Source organism: Dactylosporangium sp. CA-152071 (assembly GCF_050936335.1).
GTDB lineage: Bacteria > Actinomycetota > Actinomycetes > Mycobacteriales > Micromonosporaceae > Dactylosporangium > Dactylosporangium maewongense.
In genome coordinates this window covers 4,169,535-4,190,688 of the sequence record NZ_JBNJMZ010000001.1, presented here as the reverse complement: position 1 = coordinate 4,190,688, position 21,154 = coordinate 4,169,535, and the positions used below count along the sequence as shown (strand labels likewise).

The 21,154-nt window shown below is 71.7% G+C and carries 16 protein-coding genes; 13 read left to right on the top strand and 3 right to left on the bottom strand.

Annotation, left to right across the window (positions count from 1 at the left end):
• Window positions 1–5 precede the first annotated feature (5 nt).
• Complete coding sequence (locus ACQEVZ_RS18725) at window positions 6–662, bottom strand: CAP domain-containing protein (protein WP_433368110.1); 657 nt, start codon at window positions 660–662, stop codon at window positions 6–8.
• A 362-nt stretch (window positions 663–1,024) separates the two neighbouring features.
• Between ACQEVZ_RS18725 and ACQEVZ_RS18720 the strand changes: the two genes are divergently transcribed.
• From ACQEVZ_RS18720 to ACQEVZ_RS18710, 3 genes are all read left to right on the top strand, one after another.
• A complete protein-coding gene (locus tag ACQEVZ_RS18720) occupies window positions 1,025–1,219 on the top strand; it encodes a hypothetical protein (protein WP_033357811.1) in 195 nt (64 codons plus the stop codon).
• Window positions 1,220–1,621: 402 nt separating this feature from the next.
• Window positions 1,622–5,194: a chromosome segregation protein SMC gene (smc, locus tag ACQEVZ_RS18715; RefSeq protein WP_433368106.1), complete on the top strand. Its 3,573-nt coding sequence runs from the start codon at window positions 1,622–1,624 to the stop codon at window positions 5,192–5,194.
• Window positions 5,191–5,787: an HAD-IA family hydrolase gene (locus ACQEVZ_RS18710; protein WP_433368103.1), complete on the top strand. Its 597-nt coding sequence runs from the start codon at window positions 5,191–5,193 to the stop codon at window positions 5,785–5,787. The genes smc and ACQEVZ_RS18710 overlap by 4 nt, the downstream gene beginning before the upstream one ends.
• Here the strand turns inward: ACQEVZ_RS18710 and ACQEVZ_RS18705 are convergent.
• Complete coding sequence (locus ACQEVZ_RS18705) at window positions 5,784–6,266, bottom strand: glutathione peroxidase (protein WP_354888765.1); 483 nt, start codon at window positions 6,264–6,266, stop codon at window positions 5,784–5,786. The genes ACQEVZ_RS18710 and ACQEVZ_RS18705 overlap by 4 nt on opposite strands.
• Before the next feature lie 196 nt (window positions 6,267–6,462).
• Here ACQEVZ_RS18705 and ACQEVZ_RS18700 point away from each other — a divergent pair, with 196 nt between their 5' ends.
• From ACQEVZ_RS18700 to ACQEVZ_RS18680, 5 genes are read left to right on the top strand one after another with little or no spacing between them, the layout of a single operon-like run.
• Entirely contained in the window at window positions 6,463–7,854 is a 1,392-nt protein-coding gene (locus tag ACQEVZ_RS18700) for an aldehyde dehydrogenase family protein (RefSeq protein WP_433368100.1), read from the top strand.
• Window positions 7,851–9,317, top strand: a complete 1,467-nt coding sequence (locus ACQEVZ_RS18695; protein ID WP_433368097.1) for a sugar ABC transporter ATP-binding protein — start codon at window positions 7,851–7,853, stop codon at window positions 9,315–9,317. The genes ACQEVZ_RS18700 and ACQEVZ_RS18695 overlap by 4 nt, the downstream gene beginning before the upstream one ends.
• Window positions 9,314–10,279 carry an ABC transporter permease gene (locus ACQEVZ_RS18690; protein WP_433368094.1) on the top strand — a complete coding sequence of 322 codons (966 nt, stop codon included), beginning with the start codon at window positions 9,314–9,316 and terminating at the stop codon, window positions 10,277–10,279. Before ACQEVZ_RS18695 ends, ACQEVZ_RS18690 begins: the two co-directional genes overlap by 4 nt.
• A complete protein-coding gene (locus ACQEVZ_RS18685) occupies window positions 10,276–11,199 on the top strand; it encodes a substrate-binding domain-containing protein (RefSeq protein ID WP_344507965.1) in 924 nt (307 codons plus the stop codon). The genes ACQEVZ_RS18690 and ACQEVZ_RS18685 overlap by 4 nt, the downstream gene beginning before the upstream one ends.
• Before the next feature lie 10 nt (window positions 11,200–11,209).
• Window positions 11,210–12,991, top strand: coding sequence for a discoidin domain-containing protein (locus ACQEVZ_RS18680; protein WP_433368090.1), 1,782 nt, complete (start codon window positions 11,210–11,212; stop codon window positions 12,989–12,991).
• Between the two features lie 31 nt (window positions 12,992–13,022).
• Here ACQEVZ_RS18680 and ACQEVZ_RS18675 read toward each other — a convergent pair whose 3' ends face one another.
• Window positions 13,023–14,687 carry an alkaline phosphatase D family protein gene (locus ACQEVZ_RS18675; protein WP_433368087.1) on the bottom strand — a complete coding sequence of 555 codons (1,665 nt, stop codon included), beginning with the start codon at window positions 14,685–14,687 and terminating at the stop codon, window positions 13,023–13,025.
• Between the two features lie 163 nt (window positions 14,688–14,850).
• Here ACQEVZ_RS18675 and ftsY point away from each other — a divergent pair, with 163 nt between their 5' ends.
• From ftsY to ACQEVZ_RS18650, 5 genes are all read left to right on the top strand, one after another.
• Window positions 14,851–16,080: a signal recognition particle-docking protein FtsY gene (ftsY, locus tag ACQEVZ_RS18670; RefSeq protein WP_433368084.1), complete on the top strand. Its 1,230-nt coding sequence runs from the start codon at window positions 14,851–14,853 to the stop codon at window positions 16,078–16,080.
• The gene (locus ACQEVZ_RS18665; protein ID WP_433368081.1) at window positions 16,037–16,936 is read left to right on the top strand and encodes a phosphotransferase enzyme family protein; all 900 of its coding nucleotides are present in this window, start codon (window positions 16,037–16,039) and stop codon (window positions 16,934–16,936) included. The genes ftsY and ACQEVZ_RS18665 overlap by 44 nt, the downstream gene beginning before the upstream one ends.
• A 176-nt stretch (window positions 16,937–17,112) precedes the next feature.
• The gene (locus tag ACQEVZ_RS18660) at window positions 17,113–18,507 is read left to right on the top strand and encodes an ammonium transporter (protein ID WP_433368078.1); all 1,395 of its coding nucleotides are present in this window, start codon (window positions 17,113–17,115) and stop codon (window positions 18,505–18,507) included.
• Window positions 18,508–18,534: 27 nt separating this feature from the next.
• Complete coding sequence (locus tag ACQEVZ_RS18655; protein WP_033358035.1) at window positions 18,535–18,873, top strand: P-II family nitrogen regulator; 339 nt, start codon at window positions 18,535–18,537, stop codon at window positions 18,871–18,873.
• Between the two features lie 9 nt (window positions 18,874–18,882).
• Window positions 18,883–21,141 (top strand): [protein-PII] uridylyltransferase, encoded by a 2,259-nt coding sequence (locus ACQEVZ_RS18650; protein ID WP_354888746.1) that lies wholly within the window; start codon window positions 18,883–18,885, stop codon window positions 21,139–21,141.
• Window positions 21,142–21,154: the final 13 nt, after the last annotated feature.

Genomic DNA, 21,154 nt, shown 5'->3' with positions numbered 1-21,154 from the left:
CCCCCTCAAGCACGGCCGGTGTCCACGGTCCAGTAGGGCGTCTTGCCGCGCATGGCGGCGCCGACGCCGATCGACTTCGTGGCGCAGTCCAGCAGGATCTCGCGGTCGCTCTTGTCGCGCAGCCAGCCCTTGACGACGTCACCGGGGTCGCCGCCCTTGGCGACCAGCTCGCCGGCGAAGGCGTTGTAGCCGGCCTGGCGGGCGCGGTCGGCCGGGGAGCTGCCGTCGCTGCCCTGTGACCGGCTGAAGTCGTGGGTGAACATGTCGGCGCTGTGTGCCCTGGCCGCGGTACGCAGCTGCGGGTGCATCCGCAGCGCCTCACACCTGGCCTTGCGGCGCTCGCCGTTGACGAGTTGCACGACCCGGTCCTCGTAGCCGCTGTTGAAGCTGGCGTTGAGGGTCGGGGTGGCCTTCGCCGAGGTGGGGGCGGCGGAGGTCGGGGCGGCGCTGGTGGCCGCGTCCGCGGGTGAGGAGGTGTCCGCCGCGGGGGCGGGGGGCGCGGGCTGGGCGGCCGCGGCGGCGGCCGAGGGCTCGCTCCCGCCGTCGGTCAGCGCGGGCACGATCATCGCGCCGATGCCGAAGAGGATCAGGACGGCCGTGACGGCCGCGGCGATGCCGGTGGGTCCGAGCCGGGCCAGCAAGCCAGGCTGCGGCGCGGTCATCGGGGATCTCCTTCAGGTGGGGGGCCGAGCAGTGCGAAGCGCCGGACGCGGGTGAGGCGGAGCGGGTGATCTGAAACGGGTGAGACGGAATTTCTTCGACACGACGCTACTTTGCAGTGGCGCTTGCGGGCAACTGGTGGCACACTGCCACGATCGGCTTCAGGGGTGTGATCACGCACCCGGGTGAGTGAGAACACCCTGGCCAGGACGTTTGGCGTGCCGGTTGGCTTGACGAAGTCGCCGACCGGGGGCGAACATAGAGGTGTCGCCAGTCGCGCCCAATCATGCCCTAGTGCTTCGGTCGCGGGTGCTGGGCGCGCGTTTGCCGGAATCCGACCGGCTGCGCTTATCAAGGAGACGATATGGCTAAGGCCCTCTTCGGCCACGTGGGCGGCGCGCCCGATCGGCGCCTCGTAGACGAGGTCACCCAGCTGCGTGCCAAGGTTCGGGCGCTCGAGTTCGAGGTTGTCCGGCTGCGCGCCGAGAATGACCGGCTCGCAGCGGCGGCCGCAGAGACGGACCACCTGGTCCGGCTCGTCGAGCCGGCGATGGCCTGACCCAAGGCCTTCGCAACCACGTAAGGAACGCCGGAGAAATCCGGCGCTCTGCACTGGAACCTACGCAGAACTGAACAGTAAACCCGCGCGCCGATCATCCTCTGGGTATCGGCGCGCAGTCATGTCATTACGCACCGCAAAGCAGCGCCAAGAAAGCAGCAACATCAAGAAAGCGCCGTGCAGTCGTGTAACGACGCAGCGTCGACAATGGTTGCGAATGACTTCCGGGTGACATTTTCGCGGGTGCGCAGCAGCGCATTATGGTGTGCGGCACTGCCGGATTGGGTATCCTGCCGGGCGATAGTCTGCCCAGTACAAGGCCCAAGACAAGCCCGAGACAGGCCCGAGACAAGCCCGAGCGGCGAACCCCGAGCGACGCCCAACCCAAACCCGTGGAGATCCGTGCATCTCAAGAGCCTGACGGTCAAGGGCTTCAAGTCCTTCGCGTCCGCGACCACGCTGCGTCTCGAGCCGGGCATCACCTGCGTCGTCGGCCCCAACGGGTCGGGCAAGTCCAACGTGGTGGACGCGATCTCCTGGGTTCTGGGCGAGCAGGGCGCCAAGGCACTGCGCGGCGGCAAGATGGAAGACGTGATCTTCGCCGGGACGGCCGGCCGGGCGCCGCTGGGCCGGGCCGAGGTCACGCTCACGATCGACAACACCGACGGCGCGTTGCCGATCGACTACACCGAGGTCTCGATCACCCGCCGGATGTTCCGTTCCGGTGAGAGCGAGTACGAGATCAACGGCAACCAGTGCCGGCTGCTCGACATCCAGGAGCTGCTGTCGGACTCCGGCATCGGCCGCGAGATGCACGTGATCGTCGGCCAGGGCCGGCTCGACGGCGTGCTGCACGCCCGGCCGGAGGACCGCCGCTCGTTCATCGAGGAGGCCGCCGGCGTCCTGAAGCACCGCAAGCGCAAAGAGAAGGCGATCCGCAAGCTCGACGCGATGGCCGCCAACCTCAACCGCCTCGGTGACCTCACCACCGAGCTGCGCCGCCAGCTCAAGCCGCTCGGCCGGCAGGCCGAGGTCGCCCGCCGGGCCGCCGGCATCCAGGCCGACCTGCGCGACGCCCGGCTGCGCCTGCTCGCCGACGACCTCGCCACGCTGCGCACGACCCTCGACAAGGAGATCGCGGACGAGACCGCGCTGCGGGCCCGCCGCGAGGAGGTCGAGGCCGAGGTCGAGTCGATCAACGAGCGGCTGGCGACCCTGGAGGCCGAGCACGCCGCCGACGCGCCGGTGCTCGCCGAGGCGCAGGAGACCTGGTTCCAGCTGTCGACGCTGCAGGAGCGGTACCGCTCGCTGCACCAGCTGGCCTCGGAGCGGCACCGCAACCTGTCCGCCGCCCCCGTCGACGAGCGGCCCGGCCGCGACCCCGACCAGCTGACGGCCGAGGCGGAGAAGGTACGGGAGCAGGAGGACGAGCTGCGGGCGGCCCTGGAGGCCAGCCAGGAGCGGCTCGCCGAGGCCGTCGACCGGCGGCAGGACCTGGAGCGGCGGCTCGCGTTCGCGGAGAGGGCGATCGTCGCCGCGCACAAGGCCATCGCCGACCGCCGCGAGGGCCTGGCGAAGCTCGCCGGCCAGGTCGAGTCCGCGCGCAGCCGCGCGACCGCCGCCGCCGACGAGATCGAGCGGCTGTCGGTGCAGCTCGCCGAGGCCGAGACGCGCTCCGAGCACGCCCACGCGCTGTACGAGGAGGCGAGCGCCGGCGCGAGCGTCGCCGACCACGCCAACGCCGACCTGGAGATCCGTCACCAGGAGGCCACCCGCGAGCTCGATGCGATCAACAACGAGGTCAAGCAGCACAGCGACGCCGAGCGGGCGGCCGAGAAGGACGCCGCGCAGTGGAAGGCCCGCGAGGAGGCCCTGGCGACCGGCCTGCGCCGCAAGGACGGTGCCGGCACGCTGCTCGCCCGCGCCGACCGGATCCCGGGCATGCTCGGCAGCGTCGCCGCGCTGCTGTCGGTGCAGGCCGGGCACGAGGCGGCCCTCGCCGCCGCGCTCGGTGCGCTCGCCGACGCCGTCGCGGTCGCCAACATCGACGGCGCCACCGCGTCCGTGGAGATGCTCAAGCAGGACGACGCGGGCCGGGCCGCGCTGCTGATCGCGTCCGCGCCGACGCACAGCGCGCCGCCGGTCGAGCGGGTCCCGCTGCCGCCCGGCGCCGCCTGGGCCCTGGACCTGGTCCGCGCGCCCGACGAGCTGCGCCCCGCCCTCGAACGGGCGATCGGCGACGTGGTCTTCGCGCCGGACCTCACGGTCGCGAAGCGGATCGTGTCGTACGCGCCCAACCTGCGCGCCGTCACACCCGAGGGTGACGTCCTCGGCGCGTACGCGGCCGCCGGCGGGTCGGGCAAGCAGCACAGCTACATCGAGGTCCAGGCCGCCGTCGAGGAGGCCCGCCAGCAGAAGGTCGATGCGGAGCGTCGCGTCGCCGAGGCGCGCGAGCTGCTCGCCCTGGCCCGGCACGCCGCGACCGGCGCCAAGCAGCAGGTCGCGGAGGCCGCCGCGGCGAAGAAGGAGGCCGACAGCGCGCGGAACGCCGCCGCCCGCCGCCTCGCCGAGTTCGGCGCCGCCGCCAAGTCCGCGAAGGCCGAGGTCGAGCGGCACGCCGCCGCCCGCGCGAAGGCGGAGACGGCCCGCGAGTCCGGCGTGACCAGCCTCGCCGAGCTGGAGGAGCGGCTCGCCCTCGCCGAGGAGACGCCGATCGACGAGGACCCCTCGACGATGGAGCGCGACGACCTCGCCGCCGAGGTGCCCGTCGCCCGCCAGCAGGAGATGGAGGTCCGGCTCGCCGTCCGCACCGCCGAGGAGCGGGTCGGCGCTCTCGCCGGCCGGGCCGACGCGCTGCTGCGCCAGGCCGCCCAGGAGCGGGCCGCCCGCGAGCGGGCCGCCGCCCGCAAGGCCACCCGCGCCCGCGGCGCCAGGGTCGCCGAGACCGTGGTCGGCGCCGCCCAGCTGGCGCTGGACAATCTCGCCGAGTCGATCGCCGAGGCGCAGGAGACCCGCGACGCGCTCGCCGAGACCCGCGCCGAGCGCGAGTCGACGCTGACCGAGGTCCGGGGCCGCGCGAAGCAGTTCACCGCCGAGCTGGACCGGCTCACCAACGCCGTGCACCGCGACGAGGTCGCCCGGGCCGAGCAGCGGATGCGCATCGAGCAGCTGGAGGCGCGCTCCGCCGAGGAGTTCGGCCTCGACGCCGACACGCTCGTCGCCGAGTACGGCCCGCACCTGGAGGTGCCGCCCACCGCGCCCGAGGTCGCCGCCGCGGAGGCCGAGGGCAAGCCGGCGCCCTCGCCGGTGCCCTTCGACCGGGCCACGCAGGAGAAGCGCGCCGCGAAGGCCGAGCGCGAGCTCAACCTGCTGGGCAAGGTCAACCCCCTCGCCCTGGAGGAGTTCGCGGCGATGGAGGAGCGTTTCAAGTTCCTCTCCGACCAGCTCGAGGACCTCAAGGCGACCCGTCGTGACCTGCTCACCGTCGTGAAGGATGTCGACGACCGCATCCTCGAGGTCTTCACCAGCGCATACCACGACACGGCGCGCGAGTTCGAGCAGGTCTTCTCGGTGCTGTTCCCCGGCGGCGAGGGCCGCCTGGTGCTCACCGACCCCGAGGACATGCTCACCACCGGCATCGAGGTCGAGGCCCGCCCGCCGGGCAAGAAGATCAAGCGGCTGTCGCTGCTGTCGGGTGGCGAGCGGTCGCTGACCGCGGTCGCGCTGCTGTGCGCGATCTTCCGGGCCCGCCCCTCGCCGTTCTACATCATGGACGAGGTCGAGGCGGCCCTCGACGACGTCAACCTCGGCCGCCTGATCACGCTCTTCGAGCAGCTCCGCGAGAAGAGCCAGCTGATCATCATCACGCACCAGAAGCGCACGATGGAGGTCGCCGACGCCCTCTACGGCGTCACCATGCGCCAGGGTGTGACCGAAGTCATCTCTCAGCGCCTCCGCACGGAAGAAGCCGCATGACGACTCGCCCCACCGCTCTGTTGATCGATTTCGACGGTGTACTGCGCCGCCACGACCCGGCGATCGCCGAGCTGGTCGAGCTGCGGCACGGCCTGGAGCCCGGGGCCATCCTCGCCGCCGGGCTCGAATGGGACCGGCAGCTGCCGGCGATCACCGGGCAGATCAAGCGCGACGAGTGGCTCGAGAGCATCGCCGAGGCCCTGGGCGTCGACGGGTCCGTCGTGCAGGAGTGGGACGCGTACAAGGGCGAGATCGTGCCCGAGGTGCTGCGCTTCGTGAAGGACGTCAGGGCCGCGGGCATGAAGGTCGGCCTGGCGACCAACGCCATGGACGACCTCGGCGACATCCTCGCGCTGCACGGGCTCACCAAGCAGTTCGACGCGGTCGCCAACTCCTCGGAGATCAGCGTGCACAAGCCGGCGCCGGGCTTCTTCCGCGCCGCGTGCGCGCTGATCGGCGCGCACCCGAAGCAGTGCCTGTTCATCGACGACACCGACCGCGACATCCGCGCGGCGCGAGCGGCAGGCCTCTCGGCCTACCGCTACACGCCCGGCGACGACCTGAGCTACGCGAGGAAGGCTCTGGGGATCTAGAGCGAGGCCTCGATCGCCTTCACGACCTCATCGGACTTGGGCGTGTCCCGCGGCGAGAAGCGGGCCGCGACCGTGCCGTCGGGGGCGATCAGGAACTTCTCGAAGTTCCACCGGATGTCCCCGGTGTAGCCCTCGGCGTCCGGGACGTCGACCAGGTGCTGGTAGAGCGGGTGCCGGCCGTCGCCGTTCACCTCGACCTTCTCCGTCATCGGGAAGGTCACGCCGTAGGTCGTGCTGCAGAACTCGGCGATCTCCTCCGTGGTGCCCGGCTCCTGCCCGCCGAACTGGTTGCACGGCACGCCGAGCACGGTGAACCCGCGGTCGCCGTACTCCTTCTGCAGCGCCTCCAGCTCGGTGTACTGCGGCGTCAGTCCGCACTTCGAGGCGACATTGACGACCAGCACGGGGTGCCCGCGGAACTGGCCGAGGTCCAGCGGATCGCCCTGCAGCCCGGCGATCTCGACGTCGTAGATGCTCATGGGGTGATCGTATGCCGACCTTGACTTCGGGGGTTCGTTCGGTACATTAACAAAGACCGATCCCGGTGAGCCCACCCTCACTCACCGCGGTCTCGCCCGTGATCCTCGCCGGACGGCGCCGGTGGACCTGCCCTTGCGCGCATTGCGTGAGAGGCACGCCCGCGACCGCCGTACCCCCGAGGAGGGCCCAGCCATCATGGCCGTTGTCACCGTGCGCAATCCCGGCACCGGCGAAGTGCTGGGGGAGGTGCCCGAGACCGGCGCGGCGCAGGTCGCCGCGACCGTCGAGCGGGCCGGTAAAGCCCAGCGGGCGATGGCCGCCACCCCCGCGCACGAGCGCGCCGCGCTGCTGCGCCGCGTCGCCGACCTGATCGAGGCCGAGCTCGAAGGCCTCGCCCGGCTCCTCGCCGCCGAGAACGGCAAGCCGATCCAGCAGACCCGCGGCGAGGTCGAGGCCGCGATCCGCATCTTCCGCGCGACCGCGGGGGAGGCGACCAGGCTCTTCGGCCGGCAGATCCCGCTGGACGCCGTGCCGGGCCTGGAGCGGCACCTCGCGGTCACCATCCGCGAGCCGCTCGGCGTCGTCGCCGCGCTCGTGCCGTTCAACTATCCGGTCGAGCTGTACGCGCACAAGGCCGCCGCCGCCCTCGCCGCCGGCAACGCGGTCGTCGTGCAGCCCCCCGCCCGCTGCCCCCTGGCGGTGCTGCGGATCGCCGAGCTGGTGGAGCAGGCGGGAGCGCCCCGCGACGCGCACCAGGTCGTCATCGGCGGCGCCGAGGTCAGCCGGCAGCTCGCCGAGATGAGCGGGATCGCCGCCGTCACCCTGACGGGCAGCACCGCCGCCGGCCGCGAGATCGCCCGCCTGGCCGCGGGCACGCTCAAGCAGGTCCACCTGGAGCTCGGCGGCAACGACGCGCTGATCGTCTGCGCCGACGCCGACGTCGAGGAGGCCGCCCGCGCCGTCGTGCTGGGCCGGCTCGCCCGGGGCAACGGGCAGATCTGCTGTGCGGTCAAGCGGGTGTACGTCCAGACGGCGGTCCACGACGCGTTCGTCGACACCCTGGTCGCGCAGACCGCGAAGCTGACGGTCGGCGACCAGCTGCTGGAGTCCACGGACGTCGGCCCGCTCATCGCCGAGGAGGCCGCCGGGCGGGTGCTCGACGCCGTCCGGACGCTCGTCGGCGACGGCGCCCGGCTCGTCGCCGGCGGGGTCCGCACGCGGGCCTTCATGGACCCGACCGTGCTGGTCGACGTGCCCGCCGCCAGCCCGGCGTTCGCCGAGGAGATCTTCGGGCCGGTGGCGCCCGTGGCCCGCTTCGACGACCCGGCGGAGGCGGTCCGGCTCGCCAACGACTCCCCGTACGGCCTGCACGCCGCCGTCTTCACCCGGGACATCTCCCGCGCGCTGAGCATCGCCAGGCAGCTGGACGTCGGCGGCGTCGTCGTCAACGGCTCGACCGCGCTGCGGGCGGAGAACCTGCCGTTCGGCGGCACCAAGGACACCGGCGGCTACCGCGAGGGCGTCCACGACACGGTCCTCGACCTGACCCGGCAGAAGACGGTCGTCGTCATGGACGCCTTCCGATGACGCTGCGGCTGCGCGACGTCCACAAGTCCTACGACGGCGTCGAGGTCCTGCACGGGGTGACGCTGCACGGCGAGCCCGGCGAGGTCCTCGCGATCGTGGGCGCCAACGGCGCCGGCAAGTCCACCCTGATCAAGGTGCTCGCCGGAGTCGTACCGATGAGCTCCGGCACCCTCTCGTGGGACGACGCCGAGCTGACCCTGCGCACCCCGCACGACGCGCACGCCGCCGGCATCCGCACCGTGCACCAGGAGCTCTCCCTGGTGCCCGAGCTGTCGGTCACGGAGAACCTGCTGATGGGCGACTTCCCGCGCCGGTTCGGCCTGATCGACTGGCCGGCCGCGCACCGGCGGGCCGGTCGGCTGCTGGAGGAGATCGGCTTCGGCGGCATCGACCCGCGGCTGAAGGCGGCCACGCTGTCCGTGGCCCGGCAGCAGATGGTCGAGATCGCCAAGGCCCTCGTCAGCGAACCCCGCGTCCTCGTCCTCGACGAGCCGTCCGCGGTCCTCGCCGGCGCGGATCTCGACGCGTTGTTCGCGGTGATCCGGCGGCTGCAGGAGCGAGGGGTGCTGGTGGTGTACGTGTCGCACCGCCTCGCCGAGGTCCTGGAGCTGGCCACCCGCATCGTCGTGGTCAAGGACGGCCACGTCGTGGCGACCACCACCCCGGACGCCACCGACGAGGGGACCCTCATCCGGCTCATGGCGGGCCGGACCGTGGACCGGATCTACCCGGAGCGCCGGCCCGCCCTCGGAGCGCTGCCAGGGGAGCCGCTGCTGACCGTCGACGGGCTCGGCAGGACGGGGGAGTTCGACGGCGTGTCGTTCACGCTGCGGGCCGGCGAGATCGTGGGGCTCTTCGGCCTCGTCGGGTCGGGCCGCAGCGAACTGGCCGCGTGCCTGTTCGGAGCCGCCCGCCCGACCGCGGGCGCGGCGTTCCGCAGCCCGAAGGAGGCGATCCGGGCGGGCGTCGCGATGGTGACGGAGGACCGGGCCGGCAGCGGCCTGGTGCTCGGCATGACCGTCCGGGACAACATCGGCCTCACCACCTGGCGGTCGACCGCCCGCGGCCCGTTCATCGACCGCCCCCGGCAGCAGGCTTCCGTGCACGGCATGATCGAGCGGCTCGGCATCCGCCCCGACCGGTGCGCGGGCATGCCGGTCGTACACCTGAGCGGCGGCAACCAGCAGAAGGTCGTGCTCGCCAAGTGGCTGCTCACCGGCCCCCGCGTGCTGATCCTCGACGAGCCGACCCGCGGGGTCGACATGGCCACCCGGGTCGAGATCTACCGCACCGTGGACGGGCTCGCCCGCGAGGGAATGGGCGTGCTGCTCATCTCCTCCGACCTGACCGAGGTGCTCGGCGCCACCGACCGGGTCCTCGTCATGCGGCAGGGCCGGCTCGCCGGTGAGCTGCCGTCCGAAGGCACCACCGAGGAACAGGTCCTGGAGAGGGCGATCGCGTGACAACGTTGGCGCTTCGGATCCGAAACCGGGACGTGACCGTCGAGGCGGCCTTCACGCTGCTGATCGCGGCGCTGATCGTCGTCGCGGCCACCACGTCGGACAGCTTTCTCAGCGGCACCAACATCACCAACCTCCTCAAGCAGATGGTCACCACGGGGCTGCTCGCCTTCGGCATGCTCGTCGTGATCCTCACCGGCGGGATCGACCTGTCCGTCGGGTCGGTCGTGGCGTTCGCCGGGATCGTGACCGCGGGCCTGGCCGCCGACCTGCCGATCCCGTTGGCGATGGCGGCCGGCGTCCTGTGCGGGCTCGCGTTCGGCGCCGTCAACGGCGTCCTGGTGGCCCGGTTCGAGCTCGCGCCGTTCGTGGTCACCCTCGCGACGCTCACCACGGTCCGCGGGCTCGCGTTCGTCTACTCGGAGGTGCCGATCGCACCGGCCGACCCCGCGTTCCTCACGCTGGGCTCGGCCATGGTCGGCCCCGTCCCCCTGATCACGCTGATCATGCTGGCCGTCTTCGCGATCGGTGGCGTGTTCCTGGCCCGGACGCCACCCGGGCGCTCGATCATCGCCATCGGCGGCAACGCGGAGACGGTCCGCCTGGCGGGCATCGACGTGCGACGGCACATCGTGCTCGCCTACTGCGTCAGCGGCTTCTGTGCCGGACTCGCCGGGGTCATCCTGACCAGCCGGGTCGGCATCGCACAACCCAGCGTCGGGGTCGCCTTCGAGCTCGACGCGATCGCGGCCTGCGTCATCGGCGGCGCGAGCCTGTCCGGAGGCCGGGGTTCGGCGAAGGGTGCCTTCGGCGGGGTGCTCGTCCTGGTCCTGATCAACAACCTGCTGAACCTGTACGGCGTGCAGTCGTTCTGGCAGCAGGTGCTCAAGGGACTGATCATCATCGCGGTCATCCTCGTGCAGCGCTCGAGGCGGCCGCGCTCCGTCGCGAAGGGACGCGCATGAGAAGAGCCTTATCCCTGCTTCTGGTGGCGGCGCTGGGCCTCACCGCCTGCTCCGACGACCCTGCGGGGAAGGACGGGTACACCGTCGGCGTCGCGAACTTCCTGCTCAGCGGGCCGTACTTCAGCGGCATGGACGCCGCGATCGCCGCGCAGGCCAAGACCAAGGGCAACGTGAAGATCGTCAGCACCGACGCCGGGGGCGACGCCGCCAAGCTCGCCGCCAACGTCGAGGACCTGCTCAGCAAGAACGTCGACGCGATCATCATCTCGGGCGGCCCGCTCGAGTCGGCGCCGGCCGCCCTGAACGCGATCAAGGCGGCGGGCAAGCCCGTCGTGCTGGTCGACCGGAAGTTCGCCACCGGCGAGTACACCAGCTGGATCGGGCCAGACAACGAGGCCATCGGCAAGCAGGACGGCGAGTTCCTGGCGGGCCGCGTCAAGGGCAAGGTCGCGATCATCAAGGGTGGGCCGGCGGACAACTCGATCGGTCTGGCCCGCACCAACGGGTTGAAGTCGGTGCTCGGTACCAAGGCCGACATCACCCTCATCGAGGCCCCCGACTTCGGCAACTGGGGCTCCGACGGCGGGCTCACCGTCATGGAGGGGCTGCTCGCCAAGCACCCCGACCTCGTCGCCGTCTTCTGCGAGAACGACGCGATGTGCCTCGGCGCGCAGCGGGCGGTCGCCGCCGCAGGCAAGGCCGGGCAGATCGTGCTCGCCGGCGTCGACGGGCAGGCCGAGGCGCTCAAGGCGATCCTCGACGGCACCAACTACGTCGTCACCGGCCTCAACAGCCCGAAGGTGATCGGCTCGCTCGCCCTGGACCGCACGGTCGAGGTCCTCGGCGGCGCCAAGGTCGAGAAGGACACCGTCGTGCCCTCGCCGCAGATCACCAAGGACAACGCGTCCCAATACCTCTAGGAGCGTCCACATGAGACGACTGCTCGTAGGTGCCCTGGTCGCCGGTTCGCTGGTCGCGATCCCGGCCGCCCCCGCCGCGGCGGCACCGACCTGGCGGCTGCTCTACTCCGAGAACTTCGCCCAGCCCATCAACACGGGCAACGCGCCGTGGGTCCGCGAGACCTACGCCAACCCGTTCGACACCATCACCGACGACGCCGGGCAGTGGTACCGCAACGACTACGGGCCCGCCTGGACGACGCAGTTCAACTCGTTCGACACCTACCGCAAGGAGTTCACCGTCGGGCAGAACGGCTGGCTCACCGCCTCGCTGTCGGCCCGCGACTTCAACAAGGACGGCGTGCTGGAGGCGCCGCCGTCGATCACCACCGCCACGGTCGGCGGGTCCAGCGCCGCGGTCCTCAACGTGCCCGAGAGCACCGGTGGGGCGATCTTCCGCCCGACGCAGGCGCTGCCCGACCAGTACCGCATCGAGTACAAGCTCAAGACGATCGACTTCGGCGGCAAGCGCAACGGCACCATCAACTACAACGGCCGGGTCAACGGCTACTCGACCGCGGGCTGCAAGACCCAGCACCCGTGGGGCGAGGGCTCCAACAGCCCCGGCTGGAGCGGCGACGCGTCGGTGCCCTACTGCGAGTGGCAGGACGTGCGGGCCGGACCCTACGGGTACAACGGCTTCCACTTCCTGTCGATCGTCGACTTCGCCAACCCCGCGCCGCGCAACAACCACTTCTGGCACTACCACCGCAAGGTGCTGATGGACTCGTTCTCCCAGCACCCCGACCGGGTCGGGTCCGGCACCGGCGGCCGGGTCTGCAACGCCGCGAACAACACGTACTACAACTACCGCGACGGCAACTTCAACACCGTCAACATGTGGATCTCCGGCATGCCCAACTGGAACCCGGGTGCCGGCGGCCTGCCCGGCAACTCCCAGTGGTTCATGACCAGCTGCTCCGGCGGCGCCGCGGAGAACCAGCTGTCCAGCGCCGCGGAGCTTCAGCCGGAGCTCATGCCCAACGAGTACTACACGTTCGCGATCGAGCGCGACGCGACCGGCTACACGCTCGAGGCGAGCGGCAACTTCGCCCGCTCCGGGCAGCGGACGCTGCGCTTCCACCGCGACTTCGTCGTCAACAACGTGCCGATCTGGCACTACAACACCACGGCCGCCGGGTACAACGGCCAGTTCAACGGCAACCTGGTGCAGAACGACGACTTCGGCAGCACCACGTGGCCCAACCAGTGGCCGTCCGGCTCGGCCTACCCTGACTCGTTCGTGATCGGTGACCTCTACACCAACGTGTACGAGGGCTCCGCCAGCCTCACCGACATCAAGCTCTTCGTGCCCGACACCGCGCCCGCGCCCAACCTGGCCCTGAACAAGGCGGCCACGGCGTCGTCGCAGTGCGCGGCGGCCGAGGCGCCGGCGAAGGCGGTCAACGGCACCTGGACCGGCGGCCTGTCGGACAAGTGGTGCGCGCTGGGCGCGAACAAGTGGCTGCGCGTCGACCTGGGCTCCAACCAGCAGGTCGGCAAGATCGTCCTGCGACACTCGGGGGCGGGCGGCGAGAAGGCCAGCTGGAACACGAAGGACTTCGACCTGCAGACCAGCCTGGACGGCAACACCTGGACGACCGTCGCCCAGGTGCGGGGCAACACCGCGAACACCACCACGCACACGTTCACCCCGCGGACGGCACGACATCTCCGCCTGAACGTGATCACCCCGACGAACGACAGCGACACCGCCGCCCGGATCTTCGAGCTGGAGGCGTACGCGGCCTAGCCGGGAACCCGATCGAGGACCCTGGGCAGGGTCAGCTGAGCTGCAGCGACGCGACCTTGCCCAGGGTCTTGTCCGGGCGGGTGCCCTCGACCGTGACGTGCGCGGAGCGGCCGTCGAGCAGGAGCACGCCGACGGCGTTGCCGAAGTACGGGTCGGCGGTCTTGTCCCAGCGGACCGGCGGCGGGGGCAGACCCACGGAGCGGGCGAGGGCCCGCATCAGCTTCGCGGCGGGCGGGTTCCAGCCGAACTTCATCGCCGGGCGGATGTACCTCGGCATGTCGTTGTGGACCGGCGAGCAGGTCAGCTGGTGCACCGGGCTGACCACGGAGCTGTCGAGGTCCGCCCGGGCGGCGTAGGAGTGGTGAACGTCACCCGACAGCACGCTGATCGATGCCGGGGGCGGCGAGACGCCGCCCTGGCCCGCGCCGACCTTGCTCAGCAGCTCGGTGAGGCCGTCGAACGACCGCGAGAAGGCCGCCCAGTGCTCCAGGTCGACCGCCTGGCGGAGCTTCTCGCCGAACTTCGACACCCAGTCACGTGGCGACTCGGCGATCCGCTCGGTGGCGGCCTCCAGGTGGTGGATCGCCGGCGGCAGCAGCCACGGCAGCGAGGAGCCGATCAGCAGGTGGTCGTAGTCGCCGGGGATCCGCTCGGTGAGCCACTGCCACTCCGACTGCCGCAGCATCGCCCGGTGGCCGCGCTCCAGCACGCGGGCGGCGCGGTTGTCGACCACGATCAGCCGGGTGCGGTCGATGTCGATGGCGTAGCTCCACCGGTACGCGGCGGGCTCGTGGTCCGCGCGGGTGCCGAAGGCGTCCAGGACCCCGGTGGCGTCGCCGCCGGCCCGCATGACCGCGGCATAGACGAAGTCGTCGTCGAGGCCGCTGGGCGCGATGTTGCCCAGGTGCTGGTAGACCCAGTAGGAGGAGAGGCCGGCCTGGATGCGCTGCTCCCACCAGGACAGGTCGGCCATCTTGGCGCGCCACCGGTCGGAGGTGTTCCAGTCGTCGATGATCTCGTGGTCGTCGAAGATCATCACGCTCGGGACGGTGGACAGCAGCCAGCGGATCTCCGGGTCGCCCCACGAGTCGAGGTAGAGCTTCGTGTATTCGTGGTAGTCCACCACCTGCTTCTTCGGCGCGTCGGCGCGGCGCTTGCGGCGGCGGAGCCACTTCTGGATCTTCTCGGGGGTCTCGTCCGCGTACACCTGGTCGCCGAGCAGCACGAGCATGTCGGGCCACTCGGTGGGCGCGTCGGCGTTGATCGACTCGATGAGCCGCCCCGCGTAGGCGTCCAGCGCGTCGGGTGGGAACCGGGTCACGCTCAGTGGGCTCGACTCGCGGCAGGAGCCGAAGATCAGCCGGACCGGCGCGCCCGAGGGCCGCGTGCGGATCGCCGAGGGCGGTGCGTCGCTGTCCGGCGGCGGCCAGACCACCGTGCCGTCGATGCTCACCCTGTACGGCGTGACCGCGTCCTCCGGCAGCCCGGACACCACGACCAGGGCGTAGTGGTGCCCGTGGACGGTGAAGGTGCGGGCGGATCCGCCGGCGGGCGCGGCGTCGACCTCGACGGTCGCCGGGTGTGACGTCTCCACCCAGATCGTGGCGCGGTCGCCCTCGACGCGGCGGAGCACGGGTCCCAGCAGCAGCGGGCCGTGGTCCTGGTCGAGCGACTGGGAGGGGTCGTCGTCCGGCATGTCTGTTGACCTCCAGGACGCCGCTGGGGCGCTTCGGGGCAGGGGCGAACAGTACGGGGGGTGCTTCGGGTGGTGCTTCGGTGGTGCACTGAAGATGATCCTGCGTGGGCCGACCTGGCGCCACTGCAGGCCCCGGAGCGCGTCGTCTGGGAGGATTCCTGCCATGGAGTCGTACATCGTCTTCGGCCTGGTGCTGCTCGTCGTGGTGATCGGGGCGACCCTCGCGCTGGTAGCGCCCCGTTTCCGCAAGCCACCGACCCTCCCACCGGCGCAGAAGCCGACCGTCACACCTCCCACCAAGCAGGTGCCGCCCGCCCCGCCGAAGGCGCCGCCGGTGAAGACCGTGCCGCCGCCGGTGAAGGCTCCGCCGCCCGTCGTGCAGGCGCCGCCGCCGACCGTGGAGGCGCCGCCGCCGGTGGTCGAGGCCCCGCCGCCCGTCGAGGTCCCGCCGGTCGAGGTGCCCGAGCCGACCGCCGGGCGGCTGGTGCGGCTGCGGGCCAGGCTGTCGCGCTCGCAGAACGTGTTCGGCAAGGGGCTGCTCGCGCTGCTGTCGCGGGACAAGCTCGACGACGACACCTGGGACGAGGTCGAGGAGACCCTGATCGGCGCCGACGTCGGCGTCGCCGCGACCACGGAGATCGTCGGGAAGCTGCGCGAGCGGGCCCGGGTGCACGGCACCGCGACCGCCTCGGAGCTGCGCGGGATGCTCGCCGACGAGCTGGTCACCGCCCTGCAGCCGGACCTGGACCGCAGCCTCGCCGCCACCGCCCGCGACGGGCGCCCGGCGGTGCTGCTCGTCGTCGGCGTCAACGGCGCCGGCAAGACCACCACCTGCGGCAAGATCGCGCGGGTGCTGATCGCCGACGGTCACACGGTGCTGCTGGGCGCGGCCGACACGTTCCGCGCCGCCGCCACCGAGCAGCTCGCGACCTGGGGCAGCCGGGTGGGCGCCGAGGTGGTCCGCGGCCCGGAGGGTGCGGATCCGGCGTCGGTGGCGTTCGACGCGGTCAAACGGGGTATCGATACGAGTGTGGACACCGTGCTGATCGACACCGCCGGCCGGCTGCAGAACAAGGTCGGCCTGATGGACGAGCTGGGCAAGGTCAAGCGCGTCGTGGAGAAGCACGGGCCGGTCGACGAGACCCTGCTGATCCTCGACGCCACCACCGGGCAGAACGGGCTGGAGCAGGCGCGGGTGTTCACCGAGGTGGTCGATGTCACGGGTGTGGTGCTCACCAAGCTCGACGGCACCGCCAAGGGCGGGATCGTCATCGCCGTCCAGCGCAAACTGGGCATCCCGGTGAAGCTGGTCGGCCTCGGCGAGGGCCCCGACGATCTGGCGCCCTTCGATGCCCGGCAGTTCGTCGACGCACTCGTTGGCACGGACGCGTAACCTCGACGGAAGCACAGTCGGAAAAGCTCGGCAAGGCGAAGCTCGATCGGGACGCGAAGGACGACACGTGACGCAGCAGGAGATCCCCCTCCACGGCGGAAACACCTCCGTCGTGGTGCGCTCGGGAGACACCGTGCGCCGCAACGCCGGACCCTGGACGCCGGCGGTGCATGCGCTGCTGCGGCACCTGGAGTATGTCGGGTTCACCGGCGCGCCTCGGGCGTTCGGCATCGACGAGCGGGGCCGCGAGGTCCTGTCCTACCTGGAGGGCGAGCCGGGTAGCTATCCGCTCGCCCCGCACTGGGTGACCGACGAGGCGATGGTCACCGTGGCGACCATGCTGCGGATGTTCCACGACGCGCAGGCCGGGTTCCGCCCGGCGCCCAACGCGGTGTGGCGCTCCTTCGGCCCGCCGCCGCCGGACACCGAGGTCATCTGCCACCACGACGCGGCGCCGCACAACGTGATCTGGCGGCCCGACGGGACGCTGTCGCTGATCGACTTCGACCTCGCCTCGCCGGGCGCCAGGATCTACGACGTCGCCTATGCCGCGTGGACCTGGGTGCCGCTCTTCTCCGACCGCGACTCCTACACGCTCGGCTGGAAGCGGCCGAACCGGCCGCGGCGGCTGCGCATGTTCGCCGACGCGTATGGGCTGACCCCGCGTGACCGGCACCGCCTCGTGCGCGTCATCCGGAAACGGATCGTCGATCACATCGAGGGAATTCGACGCATGGCGGCCGCGGGAGACCCCGCTTTCGTGCGGATCGTGCACAAGGGACATCTCCGTCGTCCGGTCCGTGACCTGCGGCTCATCGACTATGAACGGCACACGCTCGAATACGCCCTTCGATAGGGCTATTTGTGTGTGTGAGCGTTTCTTCACACGCTGGAAACATGACGTGACGCCTTAGAAATCGCTCAGCGCCGGTGCGCGAAACGTGAGCCCTGGAAGCTCTCGCGCAACCGGCTGGAAGGGCGACGCTGCTTCTTCAGGTCGGGAGGGAGGATCTCGACTACTAGGAGGCCAGCGTGCCTGAAGCGACCATCGATACCGGCAACACCGCTTGGTTGCTGGTTTCGACAGCGCTTGTGCTGCTCATGACGCCGGGTCTGGCACTGTTCTATGGTGGCCTGAACCGTTCCAAGGGCGTCCTCAACATGATGATGATGAGCTTCTCGACCATCGGGCTCGTCAGCATTCTCTGGCTGTTCTACGGCTTCTCGGCCTCGTTCGGCACGGACAGCCTGGGTGGCTTCATCGGTAACCTCGGCGACTACATGGGCTCCAAGACCTACACGGACCTGTTCTGGGGCGCCACGGACGAGAACCCGTCCGGCATCGGCATCCCGACCTACGTCTTCATGGTCTTCCAGATGACGTTCGCCGTCATCACGGTCGCCCTGATCAGCGGCGCGATCGCCGACCGGGCCAAGTTCGCCGGCTGGCTGCTGTTCGCGTTCGGCTGGGCCACGCTCGTCTACTTCCCCGTCGCCCACAACGTGTGGGGCGGCGGCTGGATCTTCCAGAAGCTGCACCCGCTCGACTTCGCCGGTGGCACCGCCGTCCACATCAACGCCGGTGCGGCAGCGCTCGGCGTGGCGCTGGTCCTCGGCAAGCGCATCGGCTGGCCGCGGGAGAGCATGAAGCCGCACAACGTGCCGTTCGTCGCCCTCGGCGCCGGTCTGCTGTGGTTCGGCTGGTTCGGCTTCAACGCGGGCTCCGAGCTCACGGTCGACGGCGTGACCGGCCTCGCGTTCGTCAACACCCAGGTCGCGACCGCCGCAGCGGTGCTCGGCTGGGTCATCGTCGAGTGGATCCGTGACCGGAAGCCGACCCTGGTCGGTGCCTCGTCCGGCGCCATCGCCGGTCTGGTCGCGATCACCCCCGCCTGTGGCTTCATCGACTCGTGGGCCGCGGTCCTGCTCGGCCTGGCCGCCGGTATCGTCTGCGCCCTCGCGGTGAGCCTCAAGTACCGCTTCGGCTTCGACGACTCGCTCGACGTCGTGGGCGTCCACTTCGTCGGCGGCTGGCTCGGCTCCCTGGCGCTGGGCTTCTTCGCCAACTCGGACATCAACTCGGCGATCACCGACGTCGTCGGCGCCAAGGACGGCCTGTTCTTCGGCGGCGGCGCGGCCCAGCTCGGCGCGCAGGCCGGGGCGAGCGCCATCGTCACGGTCTACTCCTTCGCGATCGCCTTCGTCCTCGCCTTCATCATCGAGAAGACGATCGGGTTCCGGATCAGCGCCGAGGCCGAGGTCGAGGGCATCGACATCTCGGAGCACGCCGAGAGTGGCTACGATCTCAACAACCCGGGTGGTGGTGGCGGTTCGGCCGGTGCCTTCGCCCTGGCGGGGATCGGTGGTAGCGCAAGTGCACCGGCGGCACCGGCGGCGCCGGCCCCGGTGGAAAAAGTTGTCGGTTAGCGTCGAGGGATGACGGAGGGAATGGGCATGAAGCTGGTGACCGCGGTCATCAAGCCGTATCAGCTCGACGCGGTGAAAGAGGCCCTGCACGCGCTTGGCGTGGCCGGCCTGACCGTGAGCGAGGTTCAGGGATACGGGCGTCAGAAGGGCCACACCGAGGTCTACCGCGGTGCGGAGTACACGGTGGAGTTCGTCCCGAAGATCCGCGTCGAGATCGTCACCGACGAGCTGGACTTCGAGAAGGTCGTGGACGCCATCGTCACCGCCGCCCGCACCGGCAAGATCGGTGACGGCAAGGTCTGGGTCACCTCGGTCGACGAGGTCATCCGGGTCCGCACCGGCGAGCGCGGCCTCGACGCGCTGTAGCCGGCACACGTGACGCAACTTCCGGCGCCCGCCCCGGTTCTTTCCACCGGGGCGGGCGCCGCCGCGCGAGCCTCGCGCTCGGCGGCCCTCGACTCCTGGCTCGCGGATGTCTACACGTCGGCGGGCGGTGCCGCTGAAGGCGCCGCGCTGGTCGCCGTCGGCGGCCTCGGCCGCCGCGAATGCGCCCCGCGCAGCGACCTCGATCTCGTCCTGCTCCACTCCGCCGGGGCCGCCGGGGCCGCCGGGGCCGCGGACGAGGTCGGCACGCGGATGTGGTACCAGATCTGGGACGCCAAGTTCGCGCTCGACCACTCCACCCGGACCCCCGAGCAGGCCCTGGAGCTGGCCCAGAAAGACCTGAAGGTGGCGCTCGGGCTGCTCGACGCCCGGCTCGTCGCCGGCGACGGCCGCCTGCTGGACCGCCTGCACGCCGACGCCGTCGCGCAGTGGCGGCGCGAGGCCCGGCACCTGCTGCCCGCGCTGCGCGCGCTCACCCAGGCCCGCTGGGACGCCCACGGCGAGCTGGCCTTCCTGCTCGAAGGCGACGTCAAGGAGTCCCGGGGCGGCCTGCGCGACGTGGGCGTGCTGCGCGGCATCGGCTTCGCCGGCGTCGCCGACGGTCCCCGGCCGGCGGTTCGCGGCGCGTACCGCACCCTCCTCGACGTCCGCGACGCGCTGCACGCCGTGCGGGGGCGCCGCGTCGACCGGCTGCTCGCCCAGGACCGCGACGAGGTCGCCGAGCTGCTCGACCTCGGCGACCGTGACGAGGTGCTGCGGCGCATCGCGGAGGCGGCCCGCACCATCGCCTACGCCAGCGACGACGCCTGGCGCGCGGTCGAGCGCTGGTCCTCGCCGGCCACCCGCGGCCACGCCGGGCGCCGCCCCCTCGCCCGAGACGTCGTCGAGCAGCACGGCGAGGTCGTCCTCGCTCGGGCGGCCGTGACGCCGCGGCCCGACCCGTCGCTGCCGCTGCGCGTCGCCGCCGCCGCGGCCCGCGCCGACCTGCCGATCGCGCACGCGACGCTGGAGTGGCTCGGCCAGTTCGCCGCGCCGATGCCGCAGCCGTGGCCGGCGCCGGCCCGCGACGCCCTGCTCACGCTCCTGGGCAGCGGCCCGTCGATGATCTCGATCTGGGAGGCGTGCGACCGGTACGGGCTGGTCGTGAACTGGCTGCCCGAGTGGGCCCGGATCCGCAGCCTCCCCCAGCACAACCCGGTGCACCTGTTCACCGTCGACCGGCACCTGGTCGAGACCGCCCGGCACGCCGCGAAGCTGTCCCGCGACGTCGACCGCCCCGACCTGCTGGTGCTCTGCGGCCTGCTGCACGACATCGGCAAGGGCCTGCCCGGCGACCACAGCACCGTCGGCGCGCCGATCGCCGCCGACATCGCCGCCCGCCTCGGCCTGCCGCCCATCGACGTCGACCTGGTCGAGAGGGTCGTCCGGCTGCACCTGCTGCTGCCGGACACGGCGACCCGCCGCGACCTCAGCGACCCGCGGACGATCGCCGGGGTCGCCGGGGCCGTCGGCGACCACTCGACCCTGGCCGTGCTGCACTCGCTCGCCCGCGCCGACGCCGCCGCGACCGGGCCCGCCGCCTGGTCCGACTGGAAGGGCCGGCTCATCACCGAGCTGGTCCGGCACGTCGAGCGGGCCCTGGACACCGGGGTGGTCGCGGCGCCGCCGTCGCCGGCCGCCGCGCTGCCCGTCGCCGGGAAGCTGCCCGCGGTGCACGTCGACACCGACGTCGTGTCGGTGACCGCGCAGGACCGGCGCGGGCTGCTCGCCGCGGTGGCCGGCTGCCTGTCGCTGCACCGCCTCGACGTGGTGGCCGCCGACACGGTCAGCACGGGTGACCTGGCCAGGATGGTCTGCGCCGTCCAGCCGCGGTACGGCGGGGAGGTCGACCGGGAGGCGGTCGCCAGCGACCTGCGCCGCGCCGTGCTGGGCGAGCTGCCCGTCGCCGAGCGGCTCGCGGCCCGGGAGCGCTCCGCCAGGCAGCGCAACACCGTCCCGCCGCGCGTGGTGTGGCAGCCGGCGAGCGCCGCCACCGCCGCCACCGTCCTGGAGCTGCGCGCCTCCGACACCCCGGGACTGCTCTTCCGGGTCGCGCACGCCCTGGAGGACGTCGGCGCCGACGTGCGCTCGGCCCGCATCTCGACCCTCGGCGGCGAGGTCGTCGACGCCTTCTACCTGGCCGGGGAGCTGTCCGCGGACGACCGCGCCCGGGTGGCGGACGCGGTGCTGCAGGCGGCGACGCCCGGGTAGCGTCGGTTACCCT